Raw genomic sequence first — 25,544 nt, 5'->3', positions numbered from 1 at the left:
GGGGGAACGGCGGCTTTTTGCCGTTTTTCTCTTACCGCTTGGCGGCCAGGAAGAAGAGCGCCACCGTGCCGGGGCCGGAGTGGGCGCCGATCACCGGGCCGATGGTGCTCACATACACCTTCTTCGCGCCCAGGGCCTTGCACCGCTCCACCACATACTCGCAATCCTCGGGGCAGTCGCCGTGGCTGACGAACACCACCTGCTCGGACACGGGCACGTCGCTGGCGGCCAGGTGCTTCACCAGGCCGTCCAGGCTGGCGCGGCGGCCCCGCACCTTTTCCATGGCGATCAGGTGGCCGTCGTCGTCCACATGGAGGATGGGCTTGATGCCCAGCAGGGTGCCCACCACCGCGGCGCCGCCGCCCAGGCGGCCGCCCCGCTTCAGGAACATCAGGTCGTCCACCGTGAACCAGGCGCACACCCGCATCTTGTTGGCCTCAAACCAGCTTGCCACTTCCTCCAGGCTCTTGCCCTCGTTCTTCAACGTGGCGGCGTAGTACACCGCCAGCCCCTCGCCCATGCTGGCCTGCAGGGTGTCGATCACCCGCACGGTGCGCTGGGGGTACTTTTCCGCCAGCTCCTCCGCCGCCAGCCGCGCCGACTGGAAGGTGCCGGACAGGCCGCTGGAAAAGCTGAGATACAAAATGTCCTTGCCCGCCTCCAGCACGGGGCCGAAGGCCTCCTCAAAGGCCGCCTGGTTGATCTGGCTGGTGGTGCTCATGCCGCCGGCCCGCAGCGCGTCGTAAAAATCGTGGGGGTCCAGCTCCCGGTTGTCGGGATAGTTGTTGTACTCCTTGCCGTTCAGCGAAAAGCGCATGGGCAGCACTTCCACACCCAGCTCCTGCACGAGTTCCACCGACAGGTCGGCGGTGGACTCGGTGAACAATACATATTCGGCCATTCTGTTACACACTCCTTCTGGTGTCTTCTGGTGAGATTGTACCACATTCCGGCCCGGTTTGAAAAGGCCCGAAAAGTCATTTTTTTAACAAACTCCGCCGGCGTCGGCCGGCCGAAACAGGGACGCGCGGGGGGAGGACACACCGCGAAAAAAGGCGCGGTGCGCGGATATAGCGCCCTGCCGAAAGGAACGCACCGCGCCGAAAAAAGCGCGCTGTGCCAAGACAAGGACGCGGCGCGCCAAAAACACCGTGCCCGGCGGCACACGGCGGGCGGGAAAAAGCGCCCGGCGCTCACTTGGGGGACAGTTTATCCCGGCGGCGGTGCAGCCAGTCCACGATGCGCTGCTCGTTGCGGATGCAGACCAGGCCCAGGCCGCCGGCCGCGGCCAGCAGCGCCAGCGGCAGCGCCAGGTTGCCCTCGAAGAGGCTGTCGCCCGCCACGGTGCTGGCCAGCAGGCAGGGGAAGCGGGCCAGGGTGCAGATGAACAAAAACTCGCCGGGCTTTAAGGGCAGAAAGGGCCCGATGTAGGTGAGCAGGTCCTTGGGCATGCCCGGCAGAAAGAACAGTAAGTACAGCGCGCTGCGGGCCCGCCGCTCGTCCTGCAAAAAGCGGTATTTGTGCAGCACCGAGGGGTCCACCGCCTTGGCGCCCAGCGCCCGCACGAAGAAATAGATCATGGTGCTGCCGATGAGGATGCCCACCATGCACAGCGCAAGGCCCCCCACCGGGCCGTAGAGGGCGCCGGCCATGATCTGCACCGGCTCGCCGGGCACCACCGCCACCACGATCTGAAAGATCTCCAGCCCCAGAAAGACCAGCATCCCCCACGCCCCGTGGGAGCGCACCCACTCCACAAATTCGTCCCGGGCGCCCTGGCTGGTGATGAGGGCCCAGATCTCCGCCCGGAAGATCACCGCCGCCGCCCCGGCCGCCGCCGTCAGCAGGATCAGCAGCGCCGCCGAGGCCAGCTGTTTTTTGCTTTTGTTCATAGGCTCCTCCCAGGATGACGGCCCGGCGCCCGCAGGGCGTCGGGCCGAGGGTCACGGTCAGCCGGCACTGCCGGAGGTGACGGCGCTGTTGCCCATCCCCTCGCTGGCGGAAAGGCTGCCGCTTTGAGACGCGCTGCCCGGCATGCTGCCGGAAGTGCTGCCGGACATGCTGCCAGAGGTGCTGCCGGAAGTGCTGCCGGAGGTGCTGCTGCTCACGGCGGGGGTGGGGGTGGGCTTGGTGCTGCCGGAGGCGGGCTTGTCGTCGTTCCAGCAGCCGGCGAGGCTCAGCGCCAGGGCGCAGGTCGCCGCGATGATTGCGATGCGTTTCATAAACGATGCTCCTTTGCAGAACAGTGTTCAGGCGGCGGCGCCGCCGTCTGTGGTATAAAACCACCGGTAGTGTTCCACAAAAGGGCGGCGGCTATGCGCCGCGCGCTTATTCCAGCTGGCCGGAGAGGGTCATCACCGCCGCCAGGGCCGCCAGGGGTGCGGTCTCGCAGCGCAGGATGCGGGGCCCCAGGCTCACCGGCACGGCGCCGGCGGCGGTGAGTTTTTCCGCCTCCTCGGGGGCAAAGCCCCCCTCCGCCCCGGTGATGAGGGCGATGCGCTTTTGCCCCTTCACCAGGGTGCGCAGGGGGCTGCCGCCCCCCTCGTAGCAAAAGAGCGCCAGGTCAAACTCCGCCAGGCGGGCGGGCAGGTCCTTGATGTCCAGGGGCAGTTCCACCGCCGGGATGACGCCCCGGCCCGCCTGTTTGGCCGCCTCGGCGGCGATGCGGGCGTAGCGGGCGTTTTTCTGCTCCTCCTTTTTGGGGGCCGCCACGCAGAAGCGGCTGAAGAAGGGCACCACCCGCGCCGCCCCCAGTTCCACCGCCTTCTGGACGATGAATTCCAGTTTGTCCTGCTTGGGGTAGCCGGCGAAGAGGGTCACCTCCACCGACGGCTCGGCGGCGGTGGGGCGCTTTTCCACAAGGCGCAGTTCCACCCGGTCGGGGGCCACGGCGGTGACGGCGGCGGTGTAGTCAAAGCCCGCCCCGTCGCACAGGATCACGGTGTCGCCGGGTTTTGCCCGCATCACCCGCCCCAGGTGATGCGCGTCCGGCCCGGTGAGGGCGGCGGTGGTGTGGGTGAACTCCGCGGCAAAATAGCGGTGGGGCATCTCTCACACCCCGCCCTTGCAGAGGATGGCCACCCAGCCGTTTTTGCGGCGCACCTGGGCCACCGTGAGGCCGGCGGCGGCAAGGCCGGCGCACACCTCCTCTTCCCGGGTGTCGATGATGCCACTGGCGATGAAGGTGCCCCCCTCCGCCAGCAGGCCGGGCACGCAGGGGGCCAGGTGCAGGATGGCGTTGGCCACGATGTTGGCGGTGATGATGTCGTATTTTCCGCTGGCCTTGTCGGACAGGTCGCCCACCAGCACGGTGAACCGGTCCGCCACCCCGTTGAGGGCGGCGTTTTCGCCGGCGGTGCGCACGCACATGGGGTCGATGTCCACCCCTTCGGCGCTGGCCGCCCCCAGCTTGAGGGCCGCGATGGCCAGGATGCCGCTGCCGGTGCCGATGTCCAGCACCCGCTCGCCCCCCTGCACCAGTTCGTCCAGCGCGGCCAGGCACAGGGCGGTGGTCTCGTGGGTGCCGGTGCCGAAGGCCAGGCCCGGGTCCAGCCGGATGACGGTGCGGTCGGTGTCGTACTGCTCCCAGCTGGGCACGATGGCCAGGCGCTTGCCGATGGGCAGCGCGTGGTAGTAGGCCTTCCAGGCGTTCTCCCAGTCCTGCTGCTCCACCCCGTCCGCCGCGAGGGTGTACTCCAGTTCGGCCTCCTCCAGCCGCCCCTGCAAAAGGTCCAGCACCTCGGCGGGGTTCTCGTCGGGGGAGAGGTAGAGGTGCACCGTCACATGCTGGCGGTCCTTGTCCAGCAGGTCCTGCTCGATCAGGTCCACATGGGCGATGCGCTCCACCTGTTCCTCCAGGTCGGAGTAGTCCTCGATGTAGATGCCGCCGCCGGACACGCCGGTGGCGATGGCCTCGGCGGTGTCCGCCTGGGGCTTGGGAACGGTGATCTTGATGTCGGTCCACTGCATAAAGGGGCCCTCCTGCGTCGGTTTTTGTTCTAATGTATTATTATAGCATCCCCGCCGGCGTTTTTGTGAAAAAAGCGAAAACAAATGGCCCCTCTGCCCACGAAACGAGGCGGGGAGGGGAAAGGTTTCAACAAAAAACGGCCCCCGTGTGAAAAACACGGGGGCCGAAAGGCCGGTTTGGCGCGTTCCGCCCTGCTTGCGGGGTGGGCGGGACGCGGCGCTGTTTCCGCCGGCGGGGCGGCAGCGGGCGCCTTCAGCGGCGCTCGTACTCCTGTTCGCAGTACAGGCAGCGGTAGACGCCCTTCTCGGGGTCGGTGAGCACGAACACATGGTCCAGCTCCTGCTCCACGCTGGTGATGCAGCGGGGGTTCTTGCACTTGGCCACGTTCACGATGCGCTCGGGCAGCTGCAGGTGCTTCTTCTCGATGATGCGGCCGCCGTCGATGATGTTCACGGTGATGTTGGGGTCGATGAAGCCCAGCACGTCCAGGTCGATGTCCAGCCGGTCCTCGATCTTGATGATGTCCTTGCGGCCCGACTTTTTGCTGCGGGCGTTCTTGATGATGGCCACGCTGCAATCCAGCTTGTCCAGTTCCAGCACACGGTAGATCTCCATGCTCTTGCCGGACTCGATATGGTCGATCACAACGCCTTTTTCCAGACTGTCAATGTTCAGCATTTACTCCACCTCCAGCATTTTCAGGATGAGCGCCATGCGCACGAACCGCCCGAACCGGGCCTGGCGGAAGTAGGCGGCGCGGGGATCGTCGTCCACCTCCACGCTGATCTCGTTGACGCGGGGCAGGGGATGCATCACGATCATGTCCTGTTTGGCCAGCTTCATCTTGTCGTTGTTCAGGATGTAGCTGTCCCGCAGGCGGATGTAGTCCTCTTCGTTGAAGAAGCGCTCCCGCTGCACGCGGGTCATGTAGAGGATGTCCATCTTGCCGATGGCGTCCTCCAGGCGCTCCACCTCTTCGAACTCGTAGCCGCTGCGCACCAGGTCGTCCCGGATGTAGTCGGGCACCTGCAGCTCCTTGGGGCTGACCAGCACGAACTTGATGTTCTCATAGCGCATCATGGCGCGGATGAGGCTGTGCACCGTGCGGCCGAACTTCAGATCGCCGCACAGGCCCACGGTGAGGTTGTCCAGGTGGCCCTTCAGCCGGTGGATGGTGAGCAGGTCGGTGAGGGTCTGGGTGGGATGCTGGTGGCCGCCGTCGCCGGCGTTGATCAGCGGGCAGTCCACCTTGGCCGCCGCCACCGTGGCCGCGCCCTCCTTGGGATGGCGCATGGCGATGATGTCGGCGTAGCACTCCACCGTTCGCACGGTGTCGGCCACGCTCTCACCCTTGGCGGCGGAGCTGGAATTGGCCGAAGAAAAACCCAACACCTTGCCACCGAGACTGAGCATTGCGGATTCAAAGCTCAAACGGGTGCGGGTGCTGGGTTCAAAAAACAGTGTCGCCAGGATCTTGCCGTCACATTTGTGAGCAAAAGCCTGGGGGTCTTCGATGATTCGGTCGGCGAGGGAAAGAAGCTCGTCGATCTCCTGTGTGGTCAAATCCAACGGACTGATCAATTTCTTCACGCAGGGGGGCCTCCTTTGCAAATTTTTTTCATTCTACAACGCCGGGCGGCAAAATGCAAGCCCCCGGAAAAAATTTTTTTCGTTTTTGCCAACCCGGCGGCGGCCCCGTTCCCGTTCCCCCCCGCCCGCCGGCGAACGGCAGGAAAAAAGGCGCCTTCCGCTGCCCTTCCGCGGTGAAAAAATCAAATATTCGGTATATTCACATTTTTTCCCGCCCCGTGTAACGCCTCGTTCACAAGCGCGTAACAGATGTCATCCCGGCGTTCCGCTGTTCCTTCCCATCGTCAGCCCATTGACAATCCCCTGCCCCGGGGGTAGGATTTGGGTGGAAAAACGAAATCGGCCGGAACATCCCGGAGCATTCTGCACAATTCACCCAAAATCATCCGGCCTTTGCGAAAAATCTTTTTTCGTCGCGGCCCCTTCTCTCATGGCGCGCCGTCGGTTGTTGTGTCCCCGCAGGAACAGCCGGCGTTCACAAATTTGTATACATAAATATACACAAAGCACAGCACTGCGGGGAGGAAAGGTGGAGCACTATGGCAAAGAGAATCGACAGCACCCCCAGGAAGGACGGCTACCGTATGCCCGGTGAATTCGAGCCCCAGGAAAAGATCTGGATGATCTGGCCCGAGCGCCCGGACAACTGGCGCGACGGCGCCAAGCCCGCCCAGGAAGCCTACGCCGAGGTGGCCAAGGCCATCAGCCAGTTTGAGCCGGTGACCATGATCGCCTCCGCCGCCCAGTACGCCCACGCCCGGAACGTGCTGCCCAGCGAGATCCGGGTGGTGGAGATGAGCAACGACGACGCCTGGTGCCGCGACTGCGGCCCCACCTTTGTGAAGAACGACAAGGGCGATGTGCGCGCCGTCGACTGGGAGTTCAACGCCTGGGGCGGCCTGGTGGACGGGCTGTACTTCCCCTGGGCCAACGACAACGCCATCGCCCGGAAGATCTGCGAGATCGAGGGCATCGACACCTACCACACCCCCGGCTTTGTGCTGGAGGGCGGTTCCATCCATGTGGACGGCGAGGGCACCCTGCTCACCACCGAGATGTGCCTGCTCAGCGAGGGGCGCAACCCCCACATGACCCGGGAGCAGATCGAGGAGCAGCTGAAGGAATACCTGAACCTGGAGAAGATCATCTGGATCAAGGACGGCATCGACCCCGAGGAGACCAACGGCCACATCGACGACGTGGCCTGCTTTGTGAAGCCCGGCGAGGTGGCCTGCATCTGGACCGAGGACCCGGAGAACCCATTCTACAACGAGTGCCAGGCCGCCTACAAGACCCTGAGCGAGGCCACCGACGCCAAGGGCCGCAAGCTGAAGGTGCACAAGCTGTGCATGCCCAAGGTGCCCGTGACCATCCGGGGCGACTTCAAGATCGACTATGTGGAGGGCACCCTGCCCCGTGAGGACGGCGACATCTGCATCGCCTCCTACATGAACTTCCTCATCGTGAACGGCGGCGTGATCGTGCCCCAGTACGGCGACGAGAACGACGCGCTGGCGCTGGAGCAGATCCAGGCCATGTTCCCCGACCGCAAGGCGGTGGGCGTTTACACCCGCGAAGTGGTCTACGGCGGCGGCAACATCCACTGCATCACCCAGCAGCAGGTGAAGTGAGCCCCGCCCGCCCCGGACCGATCCCCTGACCGGCGCGCGCCGGCCCCCGCGCCCCGAAGGGCGGGGGCCGGCGGACGGCGCCGCATTCTGTGAGGAGGCAGAAAATGCAGAGTACCAAGAAATTCAAACTGACCGACGCGATCCTGACCGTCATCTGCGTGGTGTTCGTGGCGGAGGCCGCCGCCCCGGTGGCCTCCATCGGCAACAGCCAGTACTTCTGGTGGATCTTCATGATCGCGGCATTCCTTCTCCCCTACGGCCTGATCGCCTCGGAACTGGGCACCACCTACGAGGGCGACGGCGGCCTGTACGACTGGATCTCCAAGGCCTTCCCCGGCACCAAATGGGGCGCCCGCGCCGCCTGGTGGTACTGGATCAACTTCCCCCTGTGGATGGCCTCGCTGGCCGTCATGTGCCCCGACCTGATCACCACCGCCACCGGCGTGCAGCTGAACGCGGCGGCCTCGCTGCTCATCCAGCTGGCCTTTATCTGGATCGTCACCTTCGTGGCCTTCTCGCCGGTGTGCGACAACATCCTGATCCTGAACATCTGCTCGGTGATCAAGGTGCTGCTGGCCGTGGTGGTGGGCGCGCTGGGCGTGTACTATGTGGCGAACAACGGGTTTGTGAACGACATGTCCCCGTCCACCTTCCTGCCCTCCTTCGACGCCAACAGCCTGTCCTACATCTCGGTCATCGTCTTCAACTGCCTGGGCTTTGAGGTCATCTGCACCATGTCCGACAGCATGGAAAACCCGAAAAAGCAGATCCCCCAGTCCATCATCGTGGGCGGCATCGTGATCGCCGCCATCTACCTGTTCGGCGCCTTCGGCATCGGCGCGGCCATCCCCACCGCCTCCATCAGCACCGATTCCGGCCTGATCGACGCCGTGATGCTGATCACCGGCCGCAGTGGCGGGCTGTTCGTGTCCCTGGTGGCGCTGCTGTTCATGGTGACCCTGTTCGGCAACATGATCTCCTGGTCCATGGGGGTGAACAACACCGCCTGCTACGCGGCCGAGAACCACGACCTGCCCCGGTTCTTCGCCCGGCGCTCGCCCAAGAACAACATGCCCACCGGCGCGGCGCTGGCCAACGGCATCGTGGCCAGCCTGGTGTGCGTGCTGGGGGTGATCATTCAGATGGTGGCCCCCGACTCGGAGCTGTTCTGGACCTTCTTCGCGCTGAACCTGGTGATGCTCCTGCTGAGTTACGTCCCCGTGTTCCCCGCCTTTCTGGCGCTGCGCAAAAAGGACCCGGACACCGAGCGCCCCTTCCGCGTGCCCGGCGGCCCCGGCCTGCTGAAGCTGCTGGCCTACCTGCCCATGGTGCTGATCGCCATCGCGGTGCTGTTCACCGCCGTGCCCTTGTCCTTTGACGCCGCCACGCTGTCCGCCACGCTGCCCATCACCGTGGGCTCCGTGGTGTGCATCATCGCGGGCGAGGCCATCATCGCCGCCTGCCGCAAAAAGCAATGACCCCGGGGGCCCGGGCACAGGCGGCCGCCCGTTCCGGGCCCTTCTTTTTCCCGTTCGGCAAGCGGCCCGCGGCCGCGGCGCCGAAACACCATTCACTACCACTCAAATGGAGGAATCTTTCATGCAACTGCGCCATTTCATCGACACCAGCGACTTCACCAAGCAGGAACTGCTGGACATCATCGAGCTGTCCCTGAAGATCAAAAAGTGCATCAAGGCCGGCTACTATCCGCCCCTGATGAAGGACAAGACCCTGGCCATGATCTTCCAGCAGTCCTCCACCCGCACCCGCGTCTCCTTCGAGACCGCCATGAGCCAGCTGGGCGGCCACGCCCAGTATCTCGGGCCCGGCATGATCCAGCTGGGCGGCCACGAGACCATCGGCGACACCGGCAAGGTGCTCAGTCAGCTGGTGGACATCGTGATGGCCCGGGTCATCGAGCACAAGACGGTGGTGGACCTGGCCAACGCCTGCACCATCCCCGTGCTGAACGGCATGAGCGACTACAACCATCCCACCCAGGAGATCGGCGATCTGTGCACCATCGTGGAGAACCTGCCCCGGGGCAAGAAGCTGGAGGACTGCCGGGTGGTGTTCGTGGGCGACGCCACCCAGGTGTGCGCCTCGCTGGCCATGATCTGCACCAAGCTGGGCATGAAGTTCGCCCACTACGGCCCCAAGGGCCACCTGCTGCCCGACAGCCCCAGCGCCGCCTGCATGGCCGTTATCCAGAAGAACTGCGCCGAGAGCGGCGCCACCTTTGAGGAGGGCGACGACCGCGGCCTGGTGAAGGGGGCCGACTTCATCTACACCGACGTGTGGTACGGCCTGTACGAGAACGAGATGCCCAAGGAGGAGCGGGTGCAGGTGTTCGGCGCCTACCAGGTGAACCGGGAGATGATGCAGCTGGGCAACATCGGCTGCAAGTTCATGCACTGCCTGCCCGCCACCCGCGGCGAGGACGTGACCGATGAGGTGGCCGACTCCGAGGCCTCCCTGTGCTGGGACGAGGCCGGCAACCGCCTGACCGCCATGCGGGGCCTGCTGGTGTACTTCACCCAGTACCAGCGGGAGCAGGCCGCCACCGAGCTGGCCATCGCCGCCGCCAAGGAGGAGCTGGACAGCTTTATGGCCAGCCGCAACATGATCTGACCCTCCGAGGAAAATCCATTCCGTTTTAAAACGGCAGCCCTGCGGCCAAGGGCCGCGGGGCTTTTTGTTCCCTTTTTTCGGGCGAGGCAGCCTTTTTCGCCCCTTGCCACCATCCAATTTACACCGAAAAGGAGAAATCGTTATGGCTAAGATCGTCATCGCCCTGGGCGGCAACGCGTTGGGCAATACCCCCGCGGAACAGCTGGAACTGGTGCGCCAGACCGCCAAACCCATCGTGGACCTCATCGAGGCGGGCAATCAGGTCATCATCGCCCACGGCAACGGCCCCCAGGTGGGCATGATCAACCTGGGCATGTCCACCGCGGCGGAGGCCGGCGCCATCAAGTCCGATATGCCGTTCCCCGAGTGCGGCGCCATGAGCCAGGGCTACATCGGCTACCATCTGCAGAACAGCATCGCCAACGAGCTGGCCGCCCGGGGCATCCGGAAGACCGTGGGCACCCTGGTGACGCAGGTGCTGGTGGACGAGAAGGACCCGGCGTTCCAGAAGCCCTCCAAGCCGGTGGGCGCCTTCTACGACAAGGCCACCGCCGACAAGATCGCCGCCGAACGGGGCTACACCATGGTGGAGGACGCCGGCCGCGGCTGGCGCCAGGTGGTGCCCAGCCCCAAGCCGGTGGACGTGGTGGAGAAGGACATGGTCAACGCCCTGGTGGACGCCGGCTTCGTGGTGATCACCGTGGGCGGCGGCGGCATCCCGGTGGTGAAGAAGGACGGGCGCCTGGTGGGCACCCCCGCCGTGATCGACAAGGACTTCGCCAGCGCCAGGCTGGCCGAGCTGATCGGCGCGGATATGCTGGTGATCCTCACCGCGGTGGACCGGGTGGCGATCAACTGGGGCAAGCCCGACCAGAAGGAGCTGGCCGAGATGACGGTGGCCGAGGCCGAGCGGTACTGCGGCGAGGGCCATTTCGCCCCGGGCAGCATGCTGCCCAAGGTGCAGGCGGCCATGTCCTTTGCCAAGGCGGGGGGCACGGCCATCATCGCCAGCCTGGCTAACGCCGCCGCGGCCCTGCGGGGCGAGAGCGGCACCCGGGTGGTGGGCTGAGGCCCCTCTCCTTACGCGATCCGCGCATTTTTCATCCTCTTGAACGGCTGGAAAACGGCGCCGGGGGCCTGCCCCCGGCGCCGTTTTCCGTGCGCGAAGGCGGGGCGGCGCGCCCCGAAAGAGCGCGCCGCCCCGCCCGCTGTCCGCCCTGTGCCTCAGCCGCCCTTCTGGGCGGCGGTGATCCGGCTGTACATCAGGCTCTCCAGAATGGCGATCATGCCGCAGCGGCTGGTCACGTCGCTGCCCAGATACTCCACCTCGTCGGCGAACATATAAAAGTTCAGGTCGCTCATGTTCTGGATGACGTTGTTGTCCGCCCGGGTGATGGAGATGATGGTGGGGGTGGCGATGGCGAAGATCTCCTCGATCTGGCGGATGACCGCCTGGTTGTTGCCGGTGTAGCTGAGCACCAGCAGCACATCGTCCCGCTTGATGCGCCGCAAAATGGCCTTGAACTGATACTCCTGCTCGGGGAACTCCACCTCGTAGCCGCAGGTGGTGAGCAGCCGGTAAAAATACCAGCCCACATCCTGCGACAGGCCCTGGGCCAGGATGTAGATCTTGGGGTACCGGCTCATGATGCGGTCGAAGGTCTCCTTCTTTTCCGGGGTGATCACCTGCACCGCCTCGGTGATGTTCTTCAGGTAGCTGCTCTGGTAGTCCGCCCCGAAGACCACGTCCGGAATGTCGATGCGGCGGCTGTCCGCCTCGGTGTCGCGGATGGCGGCCACAAACTCGCTGTACCCCTCGAACCCCAGCTTTTTCACCAGCCGGAACAGGGTGGTGGTGGACACATAGCACTCCGCCGCCAGTTCCCGGATGCTCATGTTCTTGACCCGGTGCATATTCTTGATGACAAAGTTGAAAACGTTGCGCTCGGTGCCGGACAGCTTGTCCAGCCGGGCGCTGGTGTCGGTGTAAAAATCCACGGCGCACCCCTCCCTCGGCGTTTTTATCCATTATACCAAAGGGCGCCGTTCTCCTGCAACCCGCGCCCCCGGAACCCCCGCCTCCTGCAAAAAAGGGTTGACAAATCGCCGGGGATGAAGTATCATCAAAAGGCAGTTAGCAAGCACTAACTCTTTTCGCGGCCGGCACGCCGGCCGTTTCTTCGCGGCAGCGGTTAGCACAAGCTAACCTCGACGGTGCCGACGCCGAAGGGAGGGAAGGATATGACTTTGAACAACGCCGAGGCCGGCCGGGAATACATCGTGCGGGCCATCCAGACCGACGACGAGGAGATGGACGCCTTTCTGTTCTCCCTCGGCTGCTTTTCCGGCCAGCCCATCACAGTGATCGCCCACCGCAGGGGCGGCTGCGTGGTGGCCATCAAGGACGGCCGCTACACCATCGACGACCAGCTGGCCGGGGCCATCCGGGTGTGAGCGGGTGCCGCCCTTGCCCGGCCCTGTTTTGACCGTACGGCGCGCCGGGAGGTTAGTTATATCTAACCGCTCGGCGCCGGCGATATGCCCCACGGGGCGCACAACTTCAACAGGAGGAACGCTTATGAGGATCGCACTGACCGGAAACCCCAACTCCGGCAAGACCACCATGTACAACGCGCTCACCGGGCGCAGCGAGAAGGTGGGCAACTGGGCCGGGGTGACGGTGGAAAAGAAGGAGCACCCCATCAAAAAGGCCTATGCCCCCGGAGGGGAGGAGCTGATCGCCGTGGACCTGCCCGGCGCCTACTCCATGTCGCCCTTCACCTCGGAGGAGAGCATCACCAGCGCCTATGTGCGGCACGAAAAACCGGACGCCATCATCAACATCGTGGACGCCACCAACCTCTCCCGCAGCCTGTTTTTCACCACGCAGCTGCTGGAGCTGGGGGTGCCGGTGGTGGTGGCGCTGAACAAGAGCGACGCCAGTGAAAAGCAGGGCACCGCCATCGACGCGGCGGCCCTTTCGGCGGCGCTGGGCTGCCCGGTGGTCAAAACGGTCTCCACCTCCGGCGAAGGGCTGGGGGAGGCGGTGGCCGCCGCGGCCGCCCTGCGGGGCAGGGGGCAGAAGGCCCCCTATGTGCAGAGCGGCGTGGAACTGACCGACAAGAAGGCGGTGGAGGAGGCCGACCGCCGGCGCTTCACCTTTGCGGGCACCCTGGCGGTCTGCTTCGTGGGGCTGCAAAACTTCATCGACACCGACGAACTGGCCATGATCGAGGGCTCGGGCGCCCAGGTGGCGGGCATCCTGGCCATCACCCGGGTGGCGGCCCTGGCCTACCTGATGTTCAACCTCTACACCCCGCCCTGCTTCGCCGCCATCGGCGCCATGAACAGCGAGATGAAGAGCGCGAAGTGGCTGTGGGCCGGCATCGGCCTGCAGCTGGGCACCGGCTACTCGGTGGGCGTGCTGGTCTACCAGTTCGGCACCCTCTTCACCACCGGCAGCTTCGGCGCGGGGGCGCTGCCCGGCCTGGCCGCGGTGGCCGTCTTCGGGGCGGTGCTCGCCTGGCTGTGCCTGCGGGCCGACCGCTCGCTGGAGAAGACCTATTCCCTGAAGGGGGTGAGCGCCGCATGATGGCCGATCTCATTGCCGGCGGCCTCATCGCCGCCGCGGTGCTCTCCGCCGCCCTCTATGTCTACCGGGCGAAGAAAAGCGGCAAGGGCTGCATCGGCTGCCCCGACGCGGGCGGCTGCTCCGGCTGCCACGGGGGCTGTTCCGGCGGCTGCTGCGGCGGCTGTCCGGGCTGCGAAAAGCACGCCCCCCGCTGACAACACCATCCCCGCCGCGAAACGCGGCGCTGCCAACGGGCATTTTCTCTCTCCGAAGGCCGTCACGGCCAAAAAACGGGAGCGGACCCTTTCAGGTCCGCTCCCGTTTTTTCTCTGGTTCAGCCGCAGCAGGGGTGATGGCCGTACTCGTCCATGCAGTCCCGGCTGGGGTCTTTCATGCACAGATGCACCGCCGCCAGCTTGAAGGTCTGGGGCAGCGCCAGGATGTTGGGGTTTTCGCCCACATACTTCTTCTTGGCGTCCGCCAGCGCCTCCTCGAAGGTGGCACGGGTCTTGAGGCCCATGCTCCGGGCGATGCCCGGCTCCTGCGCCCCCACGATGTAGATGGCGCTGGTGTTCATCTCCGCGATGTGCCCGCAGCTCATCATCGAGAACCCGTGGAACGGGTGGAACGCGTTGGTGAACCGGTACTTGCGGATGTACTCCTCGTTGGTGGCGTAGTACTCGCCCAGCCGGTTCATGTCCGGCAGGGTGTTCATGTAGTCGTGCTGGAAGTCCGTCCACTGCGCCCGCAGGTAGGGCCACAGCTCATCGTGGAAGAACCCGTTGCAGATGGACGAGCAGATGATCACACACCGGTCGCTCATCACACGCTTGAAGCGCAGCACCTGGGCGCTGAGCGCCTGCATCATCATGATGGGGTTCGTGCCCATGCCGTCGCCGTAGTGGAACTTCTGCGGCATGCCGAACACCAGCACGTCGTACTTCTTTTCCGCCCAGTGCACATAGGTGCGCTTGTCCGCGATCTTCCAGCTTTCCGGCATCATCTCGGCCGCGTAGCCCGAGTAGATGGCGATCTGCCGGCTCTTGGTGTCCAGCACCGCGTCGCAGCAGAAGAAGGGATGCCCCATCTTCTCCTCCATGTGCATGCCGATCTCGTTGAACTTGTGGCGCATCAGGCTGCCGCCGTTCACCGGCGTGAAGTCGTCCCGGTGCATCACCTCCGGCACATGGTGGCTGGCGATGCACCGCCAGTTGGTGATGCCGGTGGCGCAGTGCTTGTAGCCGCCGGAATAGCCCCCGTAGGGGTTGCCCTGCACATGCCCGATCAGGATGGGCAGGTCCGCCTCGAACACCGTCTTGTTCATGAACACCGGGTCGCCCCGCCTGGTGGTGCCCAGGTCGATCATGTTGTCCGGGTCCTCCGAGTCGTGGCTGGTCATCTGGTGGGTGGGCCAGAACTCTCGGAACAGCTCCTCGCCGAAGATGGCCTTGTAGTCCTCCGGCTTTGCCCGCGGGTGCAGGCCGTTGGAGATGATGAACTGAATGTCCTCCTTCTTCACCCCCGCCGCGTACAGCTCCTTCAGGATGAGCTTGATGCTCACCTTCCGGTGGCTGGTGGGCTGCTCGCCGCCCTTCACCCGGTCGGGCACGATGAACACCACCTTCGCCCCCGGGAAGGCCAGTTCGCTCAGCGGCTTCATGCCGATGGGGTTGCGCAGGCTCTCCAGATACGCCTCCTCCAGCTTGTCCTCGGGGATGCAGGGCGGGTCCGCCACCGTGGTACCGGGGATGAACACGTCGGTGGTGTCGGGCAGCTCGGCGCTCATCAGGCCGTGGCCGTATTCAAAATCCAGTTTCATTGCTCTCACCTCATTATACTTTCGCGTGCCGTGCACACAGAAGGGCTGCCGCGCCGGAACGGAGCGGCAGCCCTCGCGGTTTGATTTACCACCACTTGATCTGGTCGGTCACATACTTGCGGATGCGGATGAACTCCGGATCGGTGACGTCCCGCGGGTGGGGCAGGTCCACATACAGGTCCTCCTTGATGGTGGTGGGCTTGTTGGACAGGATCAGGATGCGCTGGGCCAGGTAGGTGGCTTCCTCGATGTTGTGGGTGATGAACACCACGGTGCTGCCCAGTTCGCGCCACAGGCGGATGACCTCGTCCTCCAGGTAGAAGCGGAGTTTGATGTCCATCTGGCTGTAGGGCTCGTCCATCAGCAGCAGGTCGGGGTTCATGGCGAAGCCGCGGCCGATGATCACGCGCTGGGCGCAGCTCATGGACAGCTGGTGGGGGTAGGAGTTGCGGAACTCCTCCAGGCCCAGCAGCTTGATGATCTTTTCCACCCGCTCGCGGATCTGCTCCTCCGGCAGCTTTTTCAGCTCCAGGCCGAAGCGCAGGTTCTGCTCCACCGTCTTCCAGGGGATCGCCGAGGGCTCCTGGAACACGAAGGCCAGGTTGTGCTTGTGGGGATCGGCGGGCTCGCCGTCGATGTACAGATCGCCCGAGGAGGGCTGGATGATGCGGGTCAAAAGGTTCAGGAAGGTGGTCTTGCCGCAGCCGGTGGGGCCCACCACGCAGACGAACTCACCCTTTTTGATGTTGAAGGAGATGTTGTTCAGCACCTTCAGGTCCCCGAAGTTCTTGGTCAGGTTGCGCACCTCTACCTTGTACTCGGGGTTGTGCACAAATTGTTCACCCATGTTGTTGCCTCCTTATTTACAGCGCCAGGTCGGTGTTGTCGGAGATCTCCTTGCGGATGCGCAGAAACTCCTCCGACACCGTGTCACGAGGGCGAGGCAGGTCGATGTCGTAGATCGCCTTTACATGGGCGGGCCGGTTGCTCAGCAGCACGATCCGGTCTCCCAGATACACAGCCTCCTCGATGTTGTTGGTCACAAAGATGATGGTGCGCTTTTCGCTCTGCCAGATCTTCTGGACCTCCTCCTCCATGGCGTAGCGGGTCTGGGCGTCCAGCGCGCCGAAGGGCTCGTCCATCAGCAGGATCTCGGGGCTGTTGGTGTAGGCGCGGGCGATGCCCACGCGCTGCTTCATGCCGCCGGACAGCTGGCTGGGATAGCTTTTTTCAAAGCCCTGCAGGCCCACCATGTCGATGTACTTCTGGGCGGTCTTGCGGCGCTCCTCCTTGGGAACGCCCGCCATTTTGGGGCCGACCTCCACGTTTTCCATCACCGTTTTCCAGGGCAGCAGCGAGGTCTTCTGGAACACCATGCCGATGCGGGGGTCGCTGCCGGTGATCACCTCGCCGTCCAGCCGCACCGTGCCCTCCACCGGCGCTTCCAGGCCGCTGAGGATGTTCAGCAGAACGGTCTTGCCGCAGTAGCCGGGCCCCAGGATCACCAGGAACTCGTTGTCGTACACGTCAAAGTTCACGTCCTGCACGGCGTCAAACGCCTTGTTGTTCAGAATGTAGCTCTGGGAGATGTGCTCCAGGCTCAGTTTGATTTTTTTACCGTCCAAGGACAGACCCACCTTTCAATAAGCTGCATCGCGATGGCCAGGATCGCGCCGATCACACCAATACAGATCATGGACAGGAGCACCAGGGGCAGATCGCCCGACTCCATGCCGCGGGTGATGAGGAAGCCCACGCCGGACTTGCCGCCCAGCATCTCGGCGGCAAGCACCACCATCCAGGCGGCGCTGGCCGAGGTGCGCACGCCGGCGAAGATGGCGTCCAGCGCGGAGGGGATGGCGAAGTCCAGAAGAAGCTGGCGCTTGTTGGCGTTGAAGATGCGGCCCACGTCCAGATACTGCTGGTCCACATTGCTCATGCCGGCCTGGGTGTTCACCACCACGGGCATCACGGCGCCGATGAACACCACCAGGATCTTGGGGAACTCACCGGTGCCGAACCAGATGGTGATCAGGGGGATCCAGGCCAGGGGCGGCACCACGCGGAAAGCGGTGAAGATGGGCCCCAGCAGGGCGTTGGCCTTTTTGTTCCAGCCGATGAGGATGCCGAAGGAGATGCCCAGCACCCAGGAGGAGATCAGCGCCGCCAGCACGCGGCCCAGGCTGGCCAGGATGTGCTGGCCCAGGCTGAGCTTCTGCACCGGCTTTTCCAGGAATTTCAAGAACCGCTCGTACACGGCCATGGGCGAGGGAAAGGCGGACTGGTCGCCGCCGGAGGCAACGACCCAGGCGATGATCAGCAAAAGCACAGACACCACGGGCAGGATGCGGTAGAGGATCTTTCTGCGCCGCTCCTGCAGCTCGCTCTTGCTGAGAACGATCTCTGCACTTTTTTTGCTCATTTTTTCCACCCCAATACTTTGTTCTCTACCCATCCGAGGATCGCCGTGAAGATCACGCCGATCACGCCGATGACCACGATGCCCAGCAGGATCAGATCCGGGCGGGCGAACTGGCGGCCCATCAGGATCATGTAGCCCAGGCCGGAGGAGGCAGCCAGCATCTCAGCGGCCACCAGGGTGGCCCAGGCGTTGCCCAGCGCCACCCGCACGCCGGCGAACACCATCGTCATGGACGAGGGGATGCCGATGCGCCAGAAGGTAGTGAAGTTGGAGGCGCCGCAGGTCTTGGCGAAGTTGATCAGCACCGGGCTGGTCTGCTTGATGCCGGTGTAGGCGTTGATGACGCAGGGCACGAAGGCCGAGAAAAACACGATGAAGGCCTTGGCCGGCAGGCCGATGCCCAGCCACACGATCGTGAGGGGGATCCAGGACACCGGCGGGATGGGGCGCACCAGCTCGAAGATGGGGCGCACAAAGCTTTCAAACCCGCCGTACCAGCCCATCAGCAGCCCCAGGGGGATGCCGATGATGATGGCCAGGAAGAAACCGGTCAGCGACACCTGCAGGCTGGCCAGCACGTTCACACCCAGCACGGCGCCGTCGGGGTTGGGGTCGGTGAGTTTCGTAAAGAACAGCTTCAAAATGGTGGAGGGCGCCGCCAGATACCGGCTGTTCACCAGGTTCAGGTCGGACGCCAGCTCCCACACACCCAGAAACACGGCGATACCAAGGATGGAAAGCAGCAGATAGGTGCGTTTTTCCTGGCGCTTTTTCTTCTGCACCATGGCGATCCGCTGTTCCACCGCCGCCTGTTTGTCGCTTTCAGGGACAACGCTCATGAATCGTTCTCCTCTCTTTCCTCTTAAAATTCTGCCCGCGATTTTGTGCAAATCGCGGGCAGAGAAGGGCTGATGCTTATTTCATCAGTTGTACTGAACGCCCAGCGCATCCAGATCGGCCAGGCACTCGGTAGCGATGGAGTTGTCCACCATCTGATTGTCCAGAATGGTGTTGCGGTCATCGCTGGTGTACTTGCCGATGCTGATCAGGAAGTCCATGGTGACCAGCAGGTCCTTCTCGGCCTGCAGCAGGTCACGGGAGGTGTACAGGCCCTGGTCGTCGGGGCTGGTCTCGGTCATGATGGAGACGGCCTCCGACAGGGTGGGGATGGCGCAGTAGCTCATGACCACTTCGGCGATGTGCTCGTCGCAGGCGATGCCCTCGTTCTCGCAGCTCTCCAGATAGTAGGCCACGGCCTCAGCCATGTTCTCGTCGGACTCGTTGCACCACTGCCAGGTCAGGTAGTAAACTTCCCAGGCGGTCTTCACCAGGTCGCGGCGCTCGGCCAGCGCCTCGGGGGTGGCCATGAAGCCGTTGAACACGGTGATGCCCAGGCTGCCCGCGTCGTCCACACGCACAAAGCCGGCGTCCTCGGCGGAGGTGGCGATGGCGTTCCACACCGCGATGCCGTCGCCCTGGCCGCCCTTGAAGGCGGTGAGCGCGCTGGCGATGTCCATGTTCACGGACTCGATGTCGTCAAAGGTCAGGCCCATCTTGTCCAGCTCGCCGCCCAGCACCATCTGGGCGTTGGTCCCGCTGGGGTACAGCCAGGTGGTGCCCTTCCAGTCCTCGGCCTTCTTGTCGGCCAGAGGGCCGTCGGCGCGGACGAACAGGCCCATGTTGGTCTCATAGTCGGTGGAGCCGATGCAGATCAGGTCGTAGCCCAGCATGCCCACCAGGTCGCCGGCGGCGCCGGCGGTGGCCACATCCCAGCTGCTGCTGGCCTCCATCATGGCGGGGCCGTTGGTGTAGGGCTCGTACTCGATGTCGATGTTCAGCTCATCGAAGATGCCCTTCTGCTCGGCGATGTAGAAGGGGATGGCGTGGGCGGAACCGGCGAAGTAGCCCACCCGCAGGGTCTGCCGCTCGGCGAAGGGGGTCAGGCCATAGGTGGTCTCGCCGGCCTCGGTGACGGCGGTGGAGCCGGACCCGGCGGTGCTGGCGGTGCTGGCGGGGCTGTTCCCGCCGCAGGCGGCCAGGCTGAGCGCCATGGAAAGCGCAAGAATCGTGGCAACCAGTTTTTTCATGATGTACTTTCCTCCTTAGAACACAATAGAACACAATGAAATTTGCCTTTTTCGTCCAAATCACGCAATTCGTGACATTTTATTGCATCAAGTTGCATTTTTCGAACGATTTCCTCAACGAAATTCTATCACGGGCGTATGGCGGATGCAACGCGAAGAACCGCAAACGTTTGCGTCTTTCCCAAAATATTGCACTTTTCCTTGTTTTTTGCTATACTAAAATCACAGAAACTCGAACATTTTGTACAATTTATTCCCCGAAATTTAGTGCATTTGACACATGAATTTGCCGCTTTTTTACAGATTGCCCAAATGCAAACGTTTGCGTCACAGCAAAAGGGAGGTTTTTATGGGACTGAAGGAAATCGCGGAGATGACAGGCTATTCCGTCTCCACCGTGAGCCGGGTGCTGAACAGCCGGCGGAAGTTCGCTTCCTCCGCCACCGAGAAGGAGATTTGGGCCGCCGCGCAGAAGCTGCACTACCAGAAAAACCGGGCCGCGGCCAGCCTCAAGACCGGCCGCTCGCCGGAGGCCGCGGCGGGCAGAAGCTGGCGCATCGGCATTGTGATGGCCCGGGGGCTGGAGTCGCTGGAGGACGAGTTTTACGCCCGCATCGAGGAGAGCGTGCGGGCCACCGTGCTGCGGGAGGGGCACCAGCTGGGGGAGACCCTGATGCTGCGCACCGCCCTGGAGGAGCCCCGGCGGCTGGAAGGGGTGGACGGCCTGGTGCTGCTGGGCAAGTGCAAGGTGCACAACCTGACCTCCCTGCGGGCCATCTGCAAGAACCTGTCCTGCACCGGCATGAACCCCTACCAGCTGGACATCGACCAGGTGTACTGCAACGGCGAGCACATCGCCCGCACCGCGGTGCAGCACCTGCTGGCCCAGGGCCACAAGAAGATCGGCTATGTGGGCGAGTGCAACGGCGACGTGCGCTACTTCGGCTACCGCCAGGCGGTGAAGAACGTGGGCCTGGACATGGACACCCCCTATGTGTTCGACGTGCCCCAGACCGCCGAGGGCGGCCGGGAGGCGGCCCGGCGCTTCATCGTCTCGGAGGACCGGCCCACCGCGGTGTTCTGCGTGAACGACGTGAGCGCCATCGGCTTTATCGAGGCGCTCAAGCGGCTGCGGCCGGACGAGCCGCTGCCGGCGGTGATCGGCATCGACGACATCACCCAGGCCGCCATGATCGAGCCGGCCCTGTCCACCATCCGCCTGCCCCTGGCGGAGATGGGCAACATCTCCACCCGGCTGCTCATCGACCGCATCGCGGGCCACCACAGCATCCCCATGAAGGTGGAACTGCCCTACAAGACGGTGATTCGCCAGAGCGCCTGAGCCGCCAGAGCGCCACACGAAAAAACGCCCCGCCCGCGCACAGTGCGCGGGCGGGGCGTTTTTTTGCTCAATAGCGGCCGTACAGGGGCCCGAAGGCGGCGCAGGCGCGGTAGTCGGCGCCGGTGGGGTCGTCCGCGCCGAACTGCCTCCACACGTCCGGGCGCATCAGCTGCTCGGGCGCGAGGTTGTGGAAGCTCACGGGGATGCGCAGCATGGAGGCCAGGGTCACCAGCTGCCCGCCCACATGGCCGGGGCAGAGCACGCAGTGGTTGCTGCCCCAGCTCTCGATCACCCGGTAGACGCTGGAACTGGCAAAGCGGTCGGTGAGCCGGGGCACGAAGAACACCTGGGGCCAGGTGGGGTCGGTCTGGCGGGCGGCGGCCTGCGCCAGGGCCGGCTCCAGGTCCGCCGTGCGCCCCTCGGCGATCTGCAGCGCCGGGCCCAGGCCCTTCACCAGGTTCAGCCGCACCATGGTCAGCGGCACGCCGCCCCGGGCGCGGAAGGAGGCGGAGAAGCCGCCCGCCCGGAACACCCCCCCGCTTGGCGGGGCCCCAGCGGGTGGCGGCGGCGCAGCGCGCCGCGTCCTGCGCCGTGAGCTCCCAGAAGGGCTTGATCGCCGGGCTGCCCCCGCGCAGCGCCTCCATGGAGCCGTCCAGCGCCATGGAGCCGGAGTTGGTGAGGTAGAGAAAGCCGTCGGGCACGTCCGCGCCCCGCCGGCCCAGCCGCTCCTCCATGGCGGCGGGGCTCCAGTAGCCCCGCACGTCGCAGAACAGCTGGGCCGCGCCGGTGAGCAGCGTGCCGAACAGCATGGCCGCCGCCTGCAGCGCGTCGTTCTCGGTGGCCACCGGATGAGGCCGCCGGGGGCCGTTCCAGTCGAAGCCGGCGTTGAGGATGCTCTCGGCAAAATCGGCGGTGGGCAGAAAATCGGTCCACTGGCGCTGGCCCTGGAAGCTGGCGGTCAGGGCGGCGTGGCCGGCGGCGGCCTCCGGGCCGAAGGCGTCGGCCAGGCGGGGGTTGCCGTCCATCAGGTCGCGGAAGATCAGCGCCATGCGCACGCTGTCGTCCCACACCCGCTCCTTTTCCGCCGGGGACAGCCGCAGCTGCGGCGGGTTGGGGTCCTCCATCTCCCGGCAGTGTTCCCGCACCCAGGCGCGGGCGGTCTCGAACTCCTGCCGGTCGTAGATCCCGGCCTGCATCCGGTGCAGCAGGCCGGTCATGTCCATCGACTGCACCCGCATGCCCAGATAGGCCCGGAAGAAGTGCTCGTCCGGCATGGAGGCGCCGATGCCCATGCAGGTGTTGCCCAGCCGCAGATAGGTACGCCCCCGCATGGTGGCCACCGCCAGCGCGCACTGGGCGAACTGCACCAGCTGCTGCGCCACGTCCGGGGGGATGTGGGTGTCGGCGGCGGGGCGGATGTCCCGGCCGTACACCTTGAAGAAGGGCAGCCCGTGCTGGGCCGCCGTGGAGGTGGCCGCCGCCATGAACACCGTGCCGGGGGCGTCGCTGCCGGAAAAGCCCCACACCAGCTGGGGCAGGCGGTCGTCCAGGCACATCACCTCGAAGGGGTACGACCACGCCCTGGCCACGCTGATCACCGCGCCCACGTTCTGCGCGCGGAACTGTTCCTGCGCCCGGAGGGCGTCCTGCGCGCTGCCCACCGCCTCGTCGGCCAGCACGCACCGCACCGGCTCGCCGTCGCCGTAGCGCACGGTCCGGCGCAGCAGTTCACACACCTGCCGGGCCAGCGCCCGGGCGGGCCCAGTGTGGGCCGGGCGCAGGCTGTCCCGGCCGTCCACAATGGCCCGCACCCCGATGGCGGGGCGCTGACCCGGAAACATCGTCTCATCCATGCCGATCCTCTCCCTTCGCCCTTTGCGCCGCCCGGCGGGCGCTCACGCCAGTTCCAGATACAGCCCCGCCAGCCGGAGGGTGGCGTTCAGGCCGTCCAGATGGGTGCGCTCCATGCCGTGAGAGGCGTGCACCCCCGGGCCGATCAGCGCGCCCCGGGCGTCCATGCCGGAGCGCCAGGCGGCGCCCACGTCCGAGCCGTAGTGGGGGTAGACGTCCACCGCGTAGTCCACGCCGCCGGCCTTGGCCAGCGCCACCAGCCGGCTGACCATGCCGTAGTCGTAGGGGCCGCCCGAGTCCTTGGCGCAGATGGACACCTGGTATTCAGTGCAGGTCAGATCCTCGCCGATGCAGCCCATGTCCACCGCCAGCAGTTCGTCCACCGGGGGCAGGGTGGACCCGCCGTGGCCCACCTCCTCGTGGACGGTGAGGGTGAAGAAGGTGTCGAACCGGGGGCGCGCCCCGGTGCGGTGCATCCGCCACAGCAGGGTGAGCAGGCAGGCGGAGCTGGCCTTGTCGTCCAGAAAGCGGGACTTGACAAAGCCGCTGTCGGTCACCACCGTCTTGGGGTCGTAGCAGACGTAGTCGCCGGGGGCGATGCCCAGCGCCAGCACGTCCTCTTTGCCGCGCACCTTCTCGTCGATGCGCACCGCCATGTTCTTCTCGTCCCGGGGACGGGTGGCGGCGTCGTCCTGCACATGCACCGCCGGCGAGAGGCTGAGCACCGTGCCGGTGTAGACCTTGCCCTCCCGGGTGTAGATGCGGCAGTATTCGCCGTCCAGCGTGGGCATCAGCGGGCCGCCTACCCGGGTGACCATCAGCATCCCCTTGTCGGTGACCGAGCGCACCATCAGCCCCAGGGTGTCCACATGGGCGCACAGGCCCACGGTGCGGCCCGTCTCCCGCCCGGGCACCTTCACCACCAGGTTGCCCTTGCCGGTGACCCGGGTCTCAAAGCCCAGGTCCCGGGCCGTCTTTTGCGCCAGTTCCACCGCGCCGGCGGTGAAGCCGCTGGGGCTGTCCTGCGCCAGCAGCGCCCGCAGGGTGTCCAGCAGGAAGGCCTGCTGCTCCTGTTCCAGATTCTTTTCGTCGTTCATAGCGTGTCATCCTCCCCAAACAAACAGTGTTCGGCTCCATCTTACAAAAAAACGCCGCCCTTGGCAAGGGGGCGGCGGCCGGTCAGGGGGTGTCGGGCTTCATCCCGCCCAGAAAATCCCGGTAGACGCCGGGGGTGGAATCGGGGATGAGGATGGCCCCCACGCACTTTTTGTAGAACTCCTGGGGGCCCACCCCGCCGATGACGGCGTAGACATAGCCCTCCTCCCGCATGGCCCGCAGGCTGCGCAGCAGCAGCGCCTTGCCGATGCCAAGGCCCTGGCAGCTGTCCAGCACGCGGGTGGGGCCGAAGAAGTCCGGCGCGGTGGCGTTGTAGCAGGCGTAGCCCAGGATCTGGTTGCCCCGGGTGGCGATGAAGCAGCTGATGGGGGTGTGGGAAAAGCAGACGTCGCACTCGCCCGCGCCGCTGAGGCTGGAGTGCTCCTTCACCCACTCCACCACCCGGAACTTGTCCGGGGCCATGGCGCGGCGGATGTGCACGCCCTGTTCCAGCAGCTTTTCCAGGCACGGGGCCTCGCTGGGCAGGTCCAGCAGATTTACCAGCATATCCGGCATGGTCGTTTCCTCCTTTTTCGTTCCGGGCTCACGCCCGCTTTTCGTAAAGTTCCAGCGCCAGCAGGGCCGCCCCCGCCGCCGCGTCCATCCGGGGCGGGATGACCCGCAGGCCGGGCCAGCGGGCCGCCAGCAGCGCCTTCAGCCGATCGCGCACCGGCCCGCAGCCGGTGAGCACGCCGCCCAGCAGCGCCAGCTCGCCCTCTTGCAGCGAAAGGCCCTCCACCACCGGGCCCGCCAGTTCCGCCAGCTGTTCGGCGGCCCGGCGGGCGATGGCCTTGGCGGCCTCGTCGCCCGCCTCCAGCGCCGGCTCCAGCAGGCGGGCCAGCGCGGCGATCTTCCGCTTGCCGGTGGCCGGGCTGTAAACAAAGCGGATGAGGCCGGGCACGTCCTTTGCACCCACCGCCTCCAGGGCCGGGCCCCGCAGGCAGGTGGCGGGGGCGCGGCCGTCCTCGGCCCGCACCACCGCGGCCAGGATGTCCCGCCCGACGGCATAGCCGCTGCCGCCGTCGTCCAGCAGGTGCCCCCAGCCGCCGCAGCGGCGCTGGCGGCCGTCGGCGGCGCGGCCGAAGCAGATGGAGCCGGTGCCCGCGATGAGGATGGCCCCCTCGCCCCGGCCCAGGGCGCCGTAGAGGGCGGTCTCGTGGTCGCCCGCCAGGCGCAGCGGGCCGTTCCAGCCGCCCTTTTCCAGGGCGGCATGCAGCAGGCGGCCGGTCTCCGGGTTGGACACCCCCGCCGCCCCCACGCACAGCCCCCGGCATTGGGCCAGCGGGCCGCCGATGCGCTCCATCTCCGCCAGCAGCGCGGCCACGGTCTGTTCGGTCTGGCCCGCGGCGCCGCCGTTGGGGTTCAGCGCGCCGGCCCCGGCCCGGCCCAGCACCGCGCCTTCCGGGTCCCGCACCTCCAGGGTGGTCTTTGTGCCGCCGCCGTCCCAGCCGGCAACGTAAGCTCTTGCCTCCATG

26 protein-coding genes and 1 pseudogene are annotated in these 25,544 nt (G+C 65.4%); 8 read left to right on the top strand and 19 right to left on the bottom strand.

The window, feature by feature from the left end:
* Window positions 1-31: 31 nt before the first annotated feature.
* The 7 genes from ACH2A7_RS09155 to pyrB form a co-directional block, all read right to left on the bottom strand.
* A complete protein-coding gene (locus ACH2A7_RS09155) occupies window positions 32-901 on the bottom strand; it encodes a DegV family protein (RefSeq protein WP_394961530.1) in 870 nt (289 codons plus the stop codon).
* Window positions 902-1,193: 292 nt separating this feature from the next.
* The gene (locus ACH2A7_RS09150; RefSeq protein WP_394961528.1) at window positions 1,194-1,892 is read right to left on the bottom strand and encodes a TVP38/TMEM64 family protein; all 699 of its coding nucleotides are present in this window, start codon (window positions 1,890-1,892) and stop codon (window positions 1,194-1,196) included.
* A gap of 57 nt (window positions 1,893-1,949) precedes the next feature.
* Window positions 1,950-2,222 carry a hypothetical protein gene (locus ACH2A7_RS09145; RefSeq protein ID WP_394961527.1) on the bottom strand — a complete coding sequence of 91 codons (273 nt, stop codon included), beginning with the start codon at window positions 2,220-2,222 and terminating at the stop codon, window positions 1,950-1,952.
* A 106-nt stretch (window positions 2,223-2,328) separates the two neighbouring features.
* Window positions 2,329-3,048 carry an RsmE family RNA methyltransferase gene (locus ACH2A7_RS09140; protein ID WP_394961525.1) on the bottom strand — a complete coding sequence of 240 codons (720 nt, stop codon included), beginning with the start codon at window positions 3,046-3,048 and terminating at the stop codon, window positions 2,329-2,331.
* 3 nt (window positions 3,049-3,051) lie between these two features.
* Window positions 3,052-3,969 (bottom strand): 50S ribosomal protein L11 methyltransferase, encoded by a 918-nt coding sequence (gene prmA, locus ACH2A7_RS09135; protein ID WP_394961524.1) that lies wholly within the window; start codon window positions 3,967-3,969, stop codon window positions 3,052-3,054.
* Between the two features lie 253 nt (window positions 3,970-4,222).
* Window positions 4,223-4,648: an aspartate carbamoyltransferase regulatory subunit gene (locus ACH2A7_RS09130; RefSeq protein ID WP_394961522.1), complete on the bottom strand. Its 426-nt coding sequence runs from the start codon at window positions 4,646-4,648 to the stop codon at window positions 4,223-4,225.
* Entirely contained in the window at window positions 4,649-5,560 is a 912-nt protein-coding gene (gene pyrB, locus ACH2A7_RS09125) for an aspartate carbamoyltransferase (RefSeq protein ID WP_394961521.1), read from the bottom strand.
* Window positions 5,561-6,099: 539 nt separating this feature from the next.
* On the opposite strand from pyrB, the gene aguA reads away from it, so the two are divergent.
* From aguA to arcC, 4 genes are all read left to right on the top strand, one after another.
* Entirely contained in the window at window positions 6,100-7,191 is a 1,092-nt protein-coding gene (gene aguA, locus ACH2A7_RS09120; RefSeq protein WP_394961519.1) for an agmatine deiminase, read from the top strand.
* Between the two features lie 104 nt (window positions 7,192-7,295).
* On the top strand, window positions 7,296-8,669 hold the full coding sequence (locus ACH2A7_RS09115) for an APC family permease (RefSeq protein ID WP_394961518.1): 1,374 nt from the start codon (window positions 7,296-7,298) through the stop codon (window positions 8,667-8,669).
* A gap of 121 nt (window positions 8,670-8,790) precedes the next feature.
* Complete coding sequence (gene ptcA / locus ACH2A7_RS09110; protein ID WP_394961517.1) at window positions 8,791-9,822, top strand: putrescine carbamoyltransferase; 1,032 nt, start codon at window positions 8,791-8,793, stop codon at window positions 9,820-9,822.
* Window positions 9,823-9,964: 142 nt separating this feature from the next.
* On the top strand, window positions 9,965-10,891 hold the full coding sequence (arcC, locus tag ACH2A7_RS09105) for a carbamate kinase (protein WP_394961516.1): 927 nt from the start codon (window positions 9,965-9,967) through the stop codon (window positions 10,889-10,891).
* A gap of 155 nt (window positions 10,892-11,046) precedes the next feature.
* Here the strand turns inward: arcC and ACH2A7_RS09100 are convergent, their stop codons facing one another.
* A complete protein-coding gene (locus ACH2A7_RS09100) occupies window positions 11,047-11,820 on the bottom strand; it encodes a MurR/RpiR family transcriptional regulator (RefSeq protein ID WP_394961515.1) in 774 nt (257 codons plus the stop codon).
* Window positions 11,821-12,063: 243 nt separating this feature from the next.
* On the opposite strand from ACH2A7_RS09100, the gene ACH2A7_RS09095 reads away from it, so the two are divergent.
* The 3 genes from ACH2A7_RS09095 to ACH2A7_RS09085 all read left to right on the top strand — a co-directional run bounded on the left by ACH2A7_RS09095 (window position 12,064) and on the right by ACH2A7_RS09085 (window position 13,608).
* Window positions 12,064-12,276, top strand: coding sequence for a FeoA family protein (locus ACH2A7_RS09095; RefSeq protein ID WP_394961513.1), 213 nt, complete (start codon window positions 12,064-12,066; stop codon window positions 12,274-12,276).
* 124 nt (window positions 12,277-12,400) lie between these two features.
* Complete coding sequence (locus ACH2A7_RS09090) at window positions 12,401-13,414, top strand: FeoB small GTPase domain-containing protein (RefSeq protein WP_394961511.1); 1,014 nt, start codon at window positions 12,401-12,403, stop codon at window positions 13,412-13,414.
* Window positions 13,411-13,608, top strand: a complete 198-nt coding sequence (locus tag ACH2A7_RS09085) for a hypothetical protein (RefSeq protein WP_394961510.1) — start codon at window positions 13,411-13,413, stop codon at window positions 13,606-13,608. The genes ACH2A7_RS09090 and ACH2A7_RS09085 overlap by 4 nt, the downstream gene beginning before the upstream one ends.
* Before the next feature lie 119 nt (window positions 13,609-13,727).
* Here the strand turns inward: ACH2A7_RS09085 and ACH2A7_RS09080 are convergent, their stop codons facing one another.
* From ACH2A7_RS09080 to ACH2A7_RS09055, 6 genes are all read right to left on the bottom strand, one after another.
* Window positions 13,728-15,212 (bottom strand): lactate racemase domain-containing protein, encoded by a 1,485-nt coding sequence (locus ACH2A7_RS09080; RefSeq protein ID WP_394961509.1) that lies wholly within the window; start codon window positions 15,210-15,212, stop codon window positions 13,728-13,730.
* A gap of 85 nt (window positions 15,213-15,297) precedes the next feature.
* Window positions 15,298-16,059, bottom strand: a complete 762-nt coding sequence (locus ACH2A7_RS09075) for an ABC transporter ATP-binding protein (protein ID WP_394961508.1) — start codon at window positions 16,057-16,059, stop codon at window positions 15,298-15,300.
* Window positions 16,060-16,075: 16 nt separating this feature from the next.
* A complete protein-coding gene (locus tag ACH2A7_RS09070; protein WP_394961506.1) occupies window positions 16,076-16,837 on the bottom strand; it encodes an ABC transporter ATP-binding protein in 762 nt (253 codons plus the stop codon).
* Entirely contained in the window at window positions 16,813-17,634 is an 822-nt protein-coding gene (locus ACH2A7_RS09065; RefSeq protein ID WP_394961505.1) for an ABC transporter permease, read from the bottom strand. The genes ACH2A7_RS09070 and ACH2A7_RS09065 overlap by 25 nt, the downstream gene beginning before the upstream one ends.
* Window positions 17,631-18,473, bottom strand: coding sequence for an ABC transporter permease (locus tag ACH2A7_RS09060; protein WP_394961503.1), 843 nt, complete (start codon window positions 18,471-18,473; stop codon window positions 17,631-17,633). Before ACH2A7_RS09060 ends, ACH2A7_RS09065 begins: the two co-directional genes overlap by 4 nt.
* A gap of 84 nt (window positions 18,474-18,557) precedes the next feature.
* The gene (locus ACH2A7_RS09055) at window positions 18,558-19,721 is read right to left on the bottom strand and encodes an ABC transporter substrate-binding protein (RefSeq protein WP_394961502.1); all 1,164 of its coding nucleotides are present in this window, start codon (window positions 19,719-19,721) and stop codon (window positions 18,558-18,560) included.
* A gap of 349 nt (window positions 19,722-20,070) precedes the next feature.
* Between ACH2A7_RS09055 and ACH2A7_RS09050 the strand changes: the two genes are divergently transcribed.
* Entirely contained in the window at window positions 20,071-21,063 is a 993-nt protein-coding gene (locus ACH2A7_RS09050) for a LacI family DNA-binding transcriptional regulator (RefSeq protein ID WP_394961500.1), read from the top strand.
* A 67-nt stretch (window positions 21,064-21,130) separates the two neighbouring features.
* Here the strand turns inward: ACH2A7_RS09050 and ACH2A7_RS09045 are convergent, their stop codons facing one another.
* The 5 genes and pseudogenes from ACH2A7_RS09045 to ACH2A7_RS09025 all read right to left on the bottom strand — a co-directional run bounded on the left by ACH2A7_RS09045 (window position 21,131) and on the right by ACH2A7_RS09025 (window position 25,543).
* Window positions 21,131-21,547: a hypothetical protein gene (locus tag ACH2A7_RS09045; protein ID WP_394961589.1), complete on the bottom strand. Its 417-nt coding sequence runs from the start codon at window positions 21,545-21,547 to the stop codon at window positions 21,131-21,133.
* Window positions 21,548-21,905: 358 nt separating this feature from the next.
* Window positions 21,906-22,904, bottom strand: a pseudogene (gene fucI, locus ACH2A7_RS09040) (L-fucose isomerase); the annotation flags it as partial.
* Window positions 22,905-22,958: 54 nt separating this feature from the next.
* Complete coding sequence (locus ACH2A7_RS09035; protein WP_394961499.1) at window positions 22,959-24,011, bottom strand: M42 family metallopeptidase; 1,053 nt, start codon at window positions 24,009-24,011, stop codon at window positions 22,959-22,961.
* 82 nt (window positions 24,012-24,093) lie between these two features.
* Window positions 24,094-24,585, bottom strand: a complete 492-nt coding sequence (locus tag ACH2A7_RS09030; RefSeq protein ID WP_394961498.1) for a GNAT family N-acetyltransferase — start codon at window positions 24,583-24,585, stop codon at window positions 24,094-24,096.
* Between the two features lie 28 nt (window positions 24,586-24,613).
* Complete coding sequence (locus tag ACH2A7_RS09025; protein ID WP_394961497.1) at window positions 24,614-25,543, bottom strand: BadF/BadG/BcrA/BcrD ATPase family protein; 930 nt, start codon at window positions 25,541-25,543, stop codon at window positions 24,614-24,616.
* Window position 25,544 lies beyond the last annotated feature (1 nt).

It is taken from the genome of Candidatus Allofournierella merdavium, assembly GCF_944382735.1.
Lineage (GTDB): Bacteria > Bacillota > Clostridia > Oscillospirales > Ruminococcaceae > Allofournierella_A > Allofournierella_A merdavium.
Note: the sequence above shows the minus strand (reverse complement) of the source record. Positions and strands in the feature narration are given on the sequence as shown.

Excerpts from the sequence above, each read along its gene's own strand:
- ACH2A7_RS09155 (WP_394961530.1), bottom strand. The coding sequence starts at position 901 with ATGGCCGAATATGTATTGTTCACCGAGTCCACCGCCGACCTGTCGGTG.
- ACH2A7_RS09150 (WP_394961528.1), bottom strand. The coding sequence starts at position 1,892 with ATGAACAAAAGCAAAAAACAGCTGGCCTCGGCGGCGCTGCTGATCCTG.
- ACH2A7_RS09145 (WP_394961527.1), bottom strand. The coding sequence starts at position 2,222 with ATGAAACGCATCGCAATCATCGCGGCGACCTGCGCCCTGGCGCTGAGC.
- ACH2A7_RS09140 (WP_394961525.1), bottom strand. The coding sequence starts at position 3,048 with ATGCCCCACCGCTATTTTGCCGCGGAGTTCACCCACACCACCGCCGCC.
- prmA (WP_394961524.1), bottom strand. The coding sequence starts at position 3,969 with ATGCAGTGGACCGACATCAAGATCACCGTTCCCAAGCCCCAGGCGGAC.
- ACH2A7_RS09130 (WP_394961522.1), bottom strand. The coding sequence starts at position 4,648 with ATGCTGAACATTGACAGTCTGGAAAAAGGCGTTGTGATCGACCATATC.
- aguA (WP_394961519.1), top strand. The coding sequence starts at position 6,100 with ATGGCAAAGAGAATCGACAGCACCCCCAGGAAGGACGGCTACCGTATG.
- ACH2A7_RS09115 (WP_394961518.1), top strand. The coding sequence starts at position 7,296 with ATGCAGAGTACCAAGAAATTCAAACTGACCGACGCGATCCTGACCGTC.
- ptcA (WP_394961517.1), top strand. The coding sequence starts at position 8,791 with ATGCAACTGCGCCATTTCATCGACACCAGCGACTTCACCAAGCAGGAA.
- arcC (WP_394961516.1), top strand. The coding sequence starts at position 9,965 with ATGGCTAAGATCGTCATCGCCCTGGGCGGCAACGCGTTGGGCAATACC.
- ACH2A7_RS09095 (WP_394961513.1), top strand. The coding sequence starts at position 12,064 with ATGACTTTGAACAACGCCGAGGCCGGCCGGGAATACATCGTGCGGGCC.
- ACH2A7_RS09090 (WP_394961511.1), top strand. The coding sequence starts at position 12,401 with ATGAGGATCGCACTGACCGGAAACCCCAACTCCGGCAAGACCACCATG.
- ACH2A7_RS09085 (WP_394961510.1), top strand. The coding sequence starts at position 13,411 with ATGATGGCCGATCTCATTGCCGGCGGCCTCATCGCCGCCGCGGTGCTC.
- ACH2A7_RS09080 (WP_394961509.1), bottom strand. The coding sequence starts at position 15,212 with ATGAAACTGGATTTTGAATACGGCCACGGCCTGATGAGCGCCGAGCTG.
- ACH2A7_RS09075 (WP_394961508.1), bottom strand. The coding sequence starts at position 16,059 with ATGGGTGAACAATTTGTGCACAACCCCGAGTACAAGGTAGAGGTGCGC.
- ACH2A7_RS09065 (WP_394961505.1), bottom strand. The coding sequence starts at position 17,634 with ATGAGCAAAAAAAGTGCAGAGATCGTTCTCAGCAAGAGCGAGCTGCAG.
- ACH2A7_RS09060 (WP_394961503.1), bottom strand. The coding sequence starts at position 18,473 with ATGAGCGTTGTCCCTGAAAGCGACAAACAGGCGGCGGTGGAACAGCGG.
- ACH2A7_RS09055 (WP_394961502.1), bottom strand. The coding sequence starts at position 19,721 with ATGAAAAAACTGGTTGCCACGATTCTTGCGCTTTCCATGGCGCTCAGC.
- ACH2A7_RS09050 (WP_394961500.1), top strand. The coding sequence starts at position 20,071 with ATGGGACTGAAGGAAATCGCGGAGATGACAGGCTATTCCGTCTCCACC.
- ACH2A7_RS09035 (WP_394961499.1), bottom strand. The coding sequence starts at position 24,011 with ATGAACGACGAAAAGAATCTGGAACAGGAGCAGCAGGCCTTCCTGCTG.
- ACH2A7_RS09030 (WP_394961498.1), bottom strand. The coding sequence starts at position 24,585 with ATGCCGGATATGCTGGTAAATCTGCTGGACCTGCCCAGCGAGGCCCCG.
- ACH2A7_RS09025 (WP_394961497.1), bottom strand. The coding sequence starts at position 25,543 with ATGGAGGCAAGAGCTTACGTTGCCGGCTGGGACGGCGGCGGCACAAAG.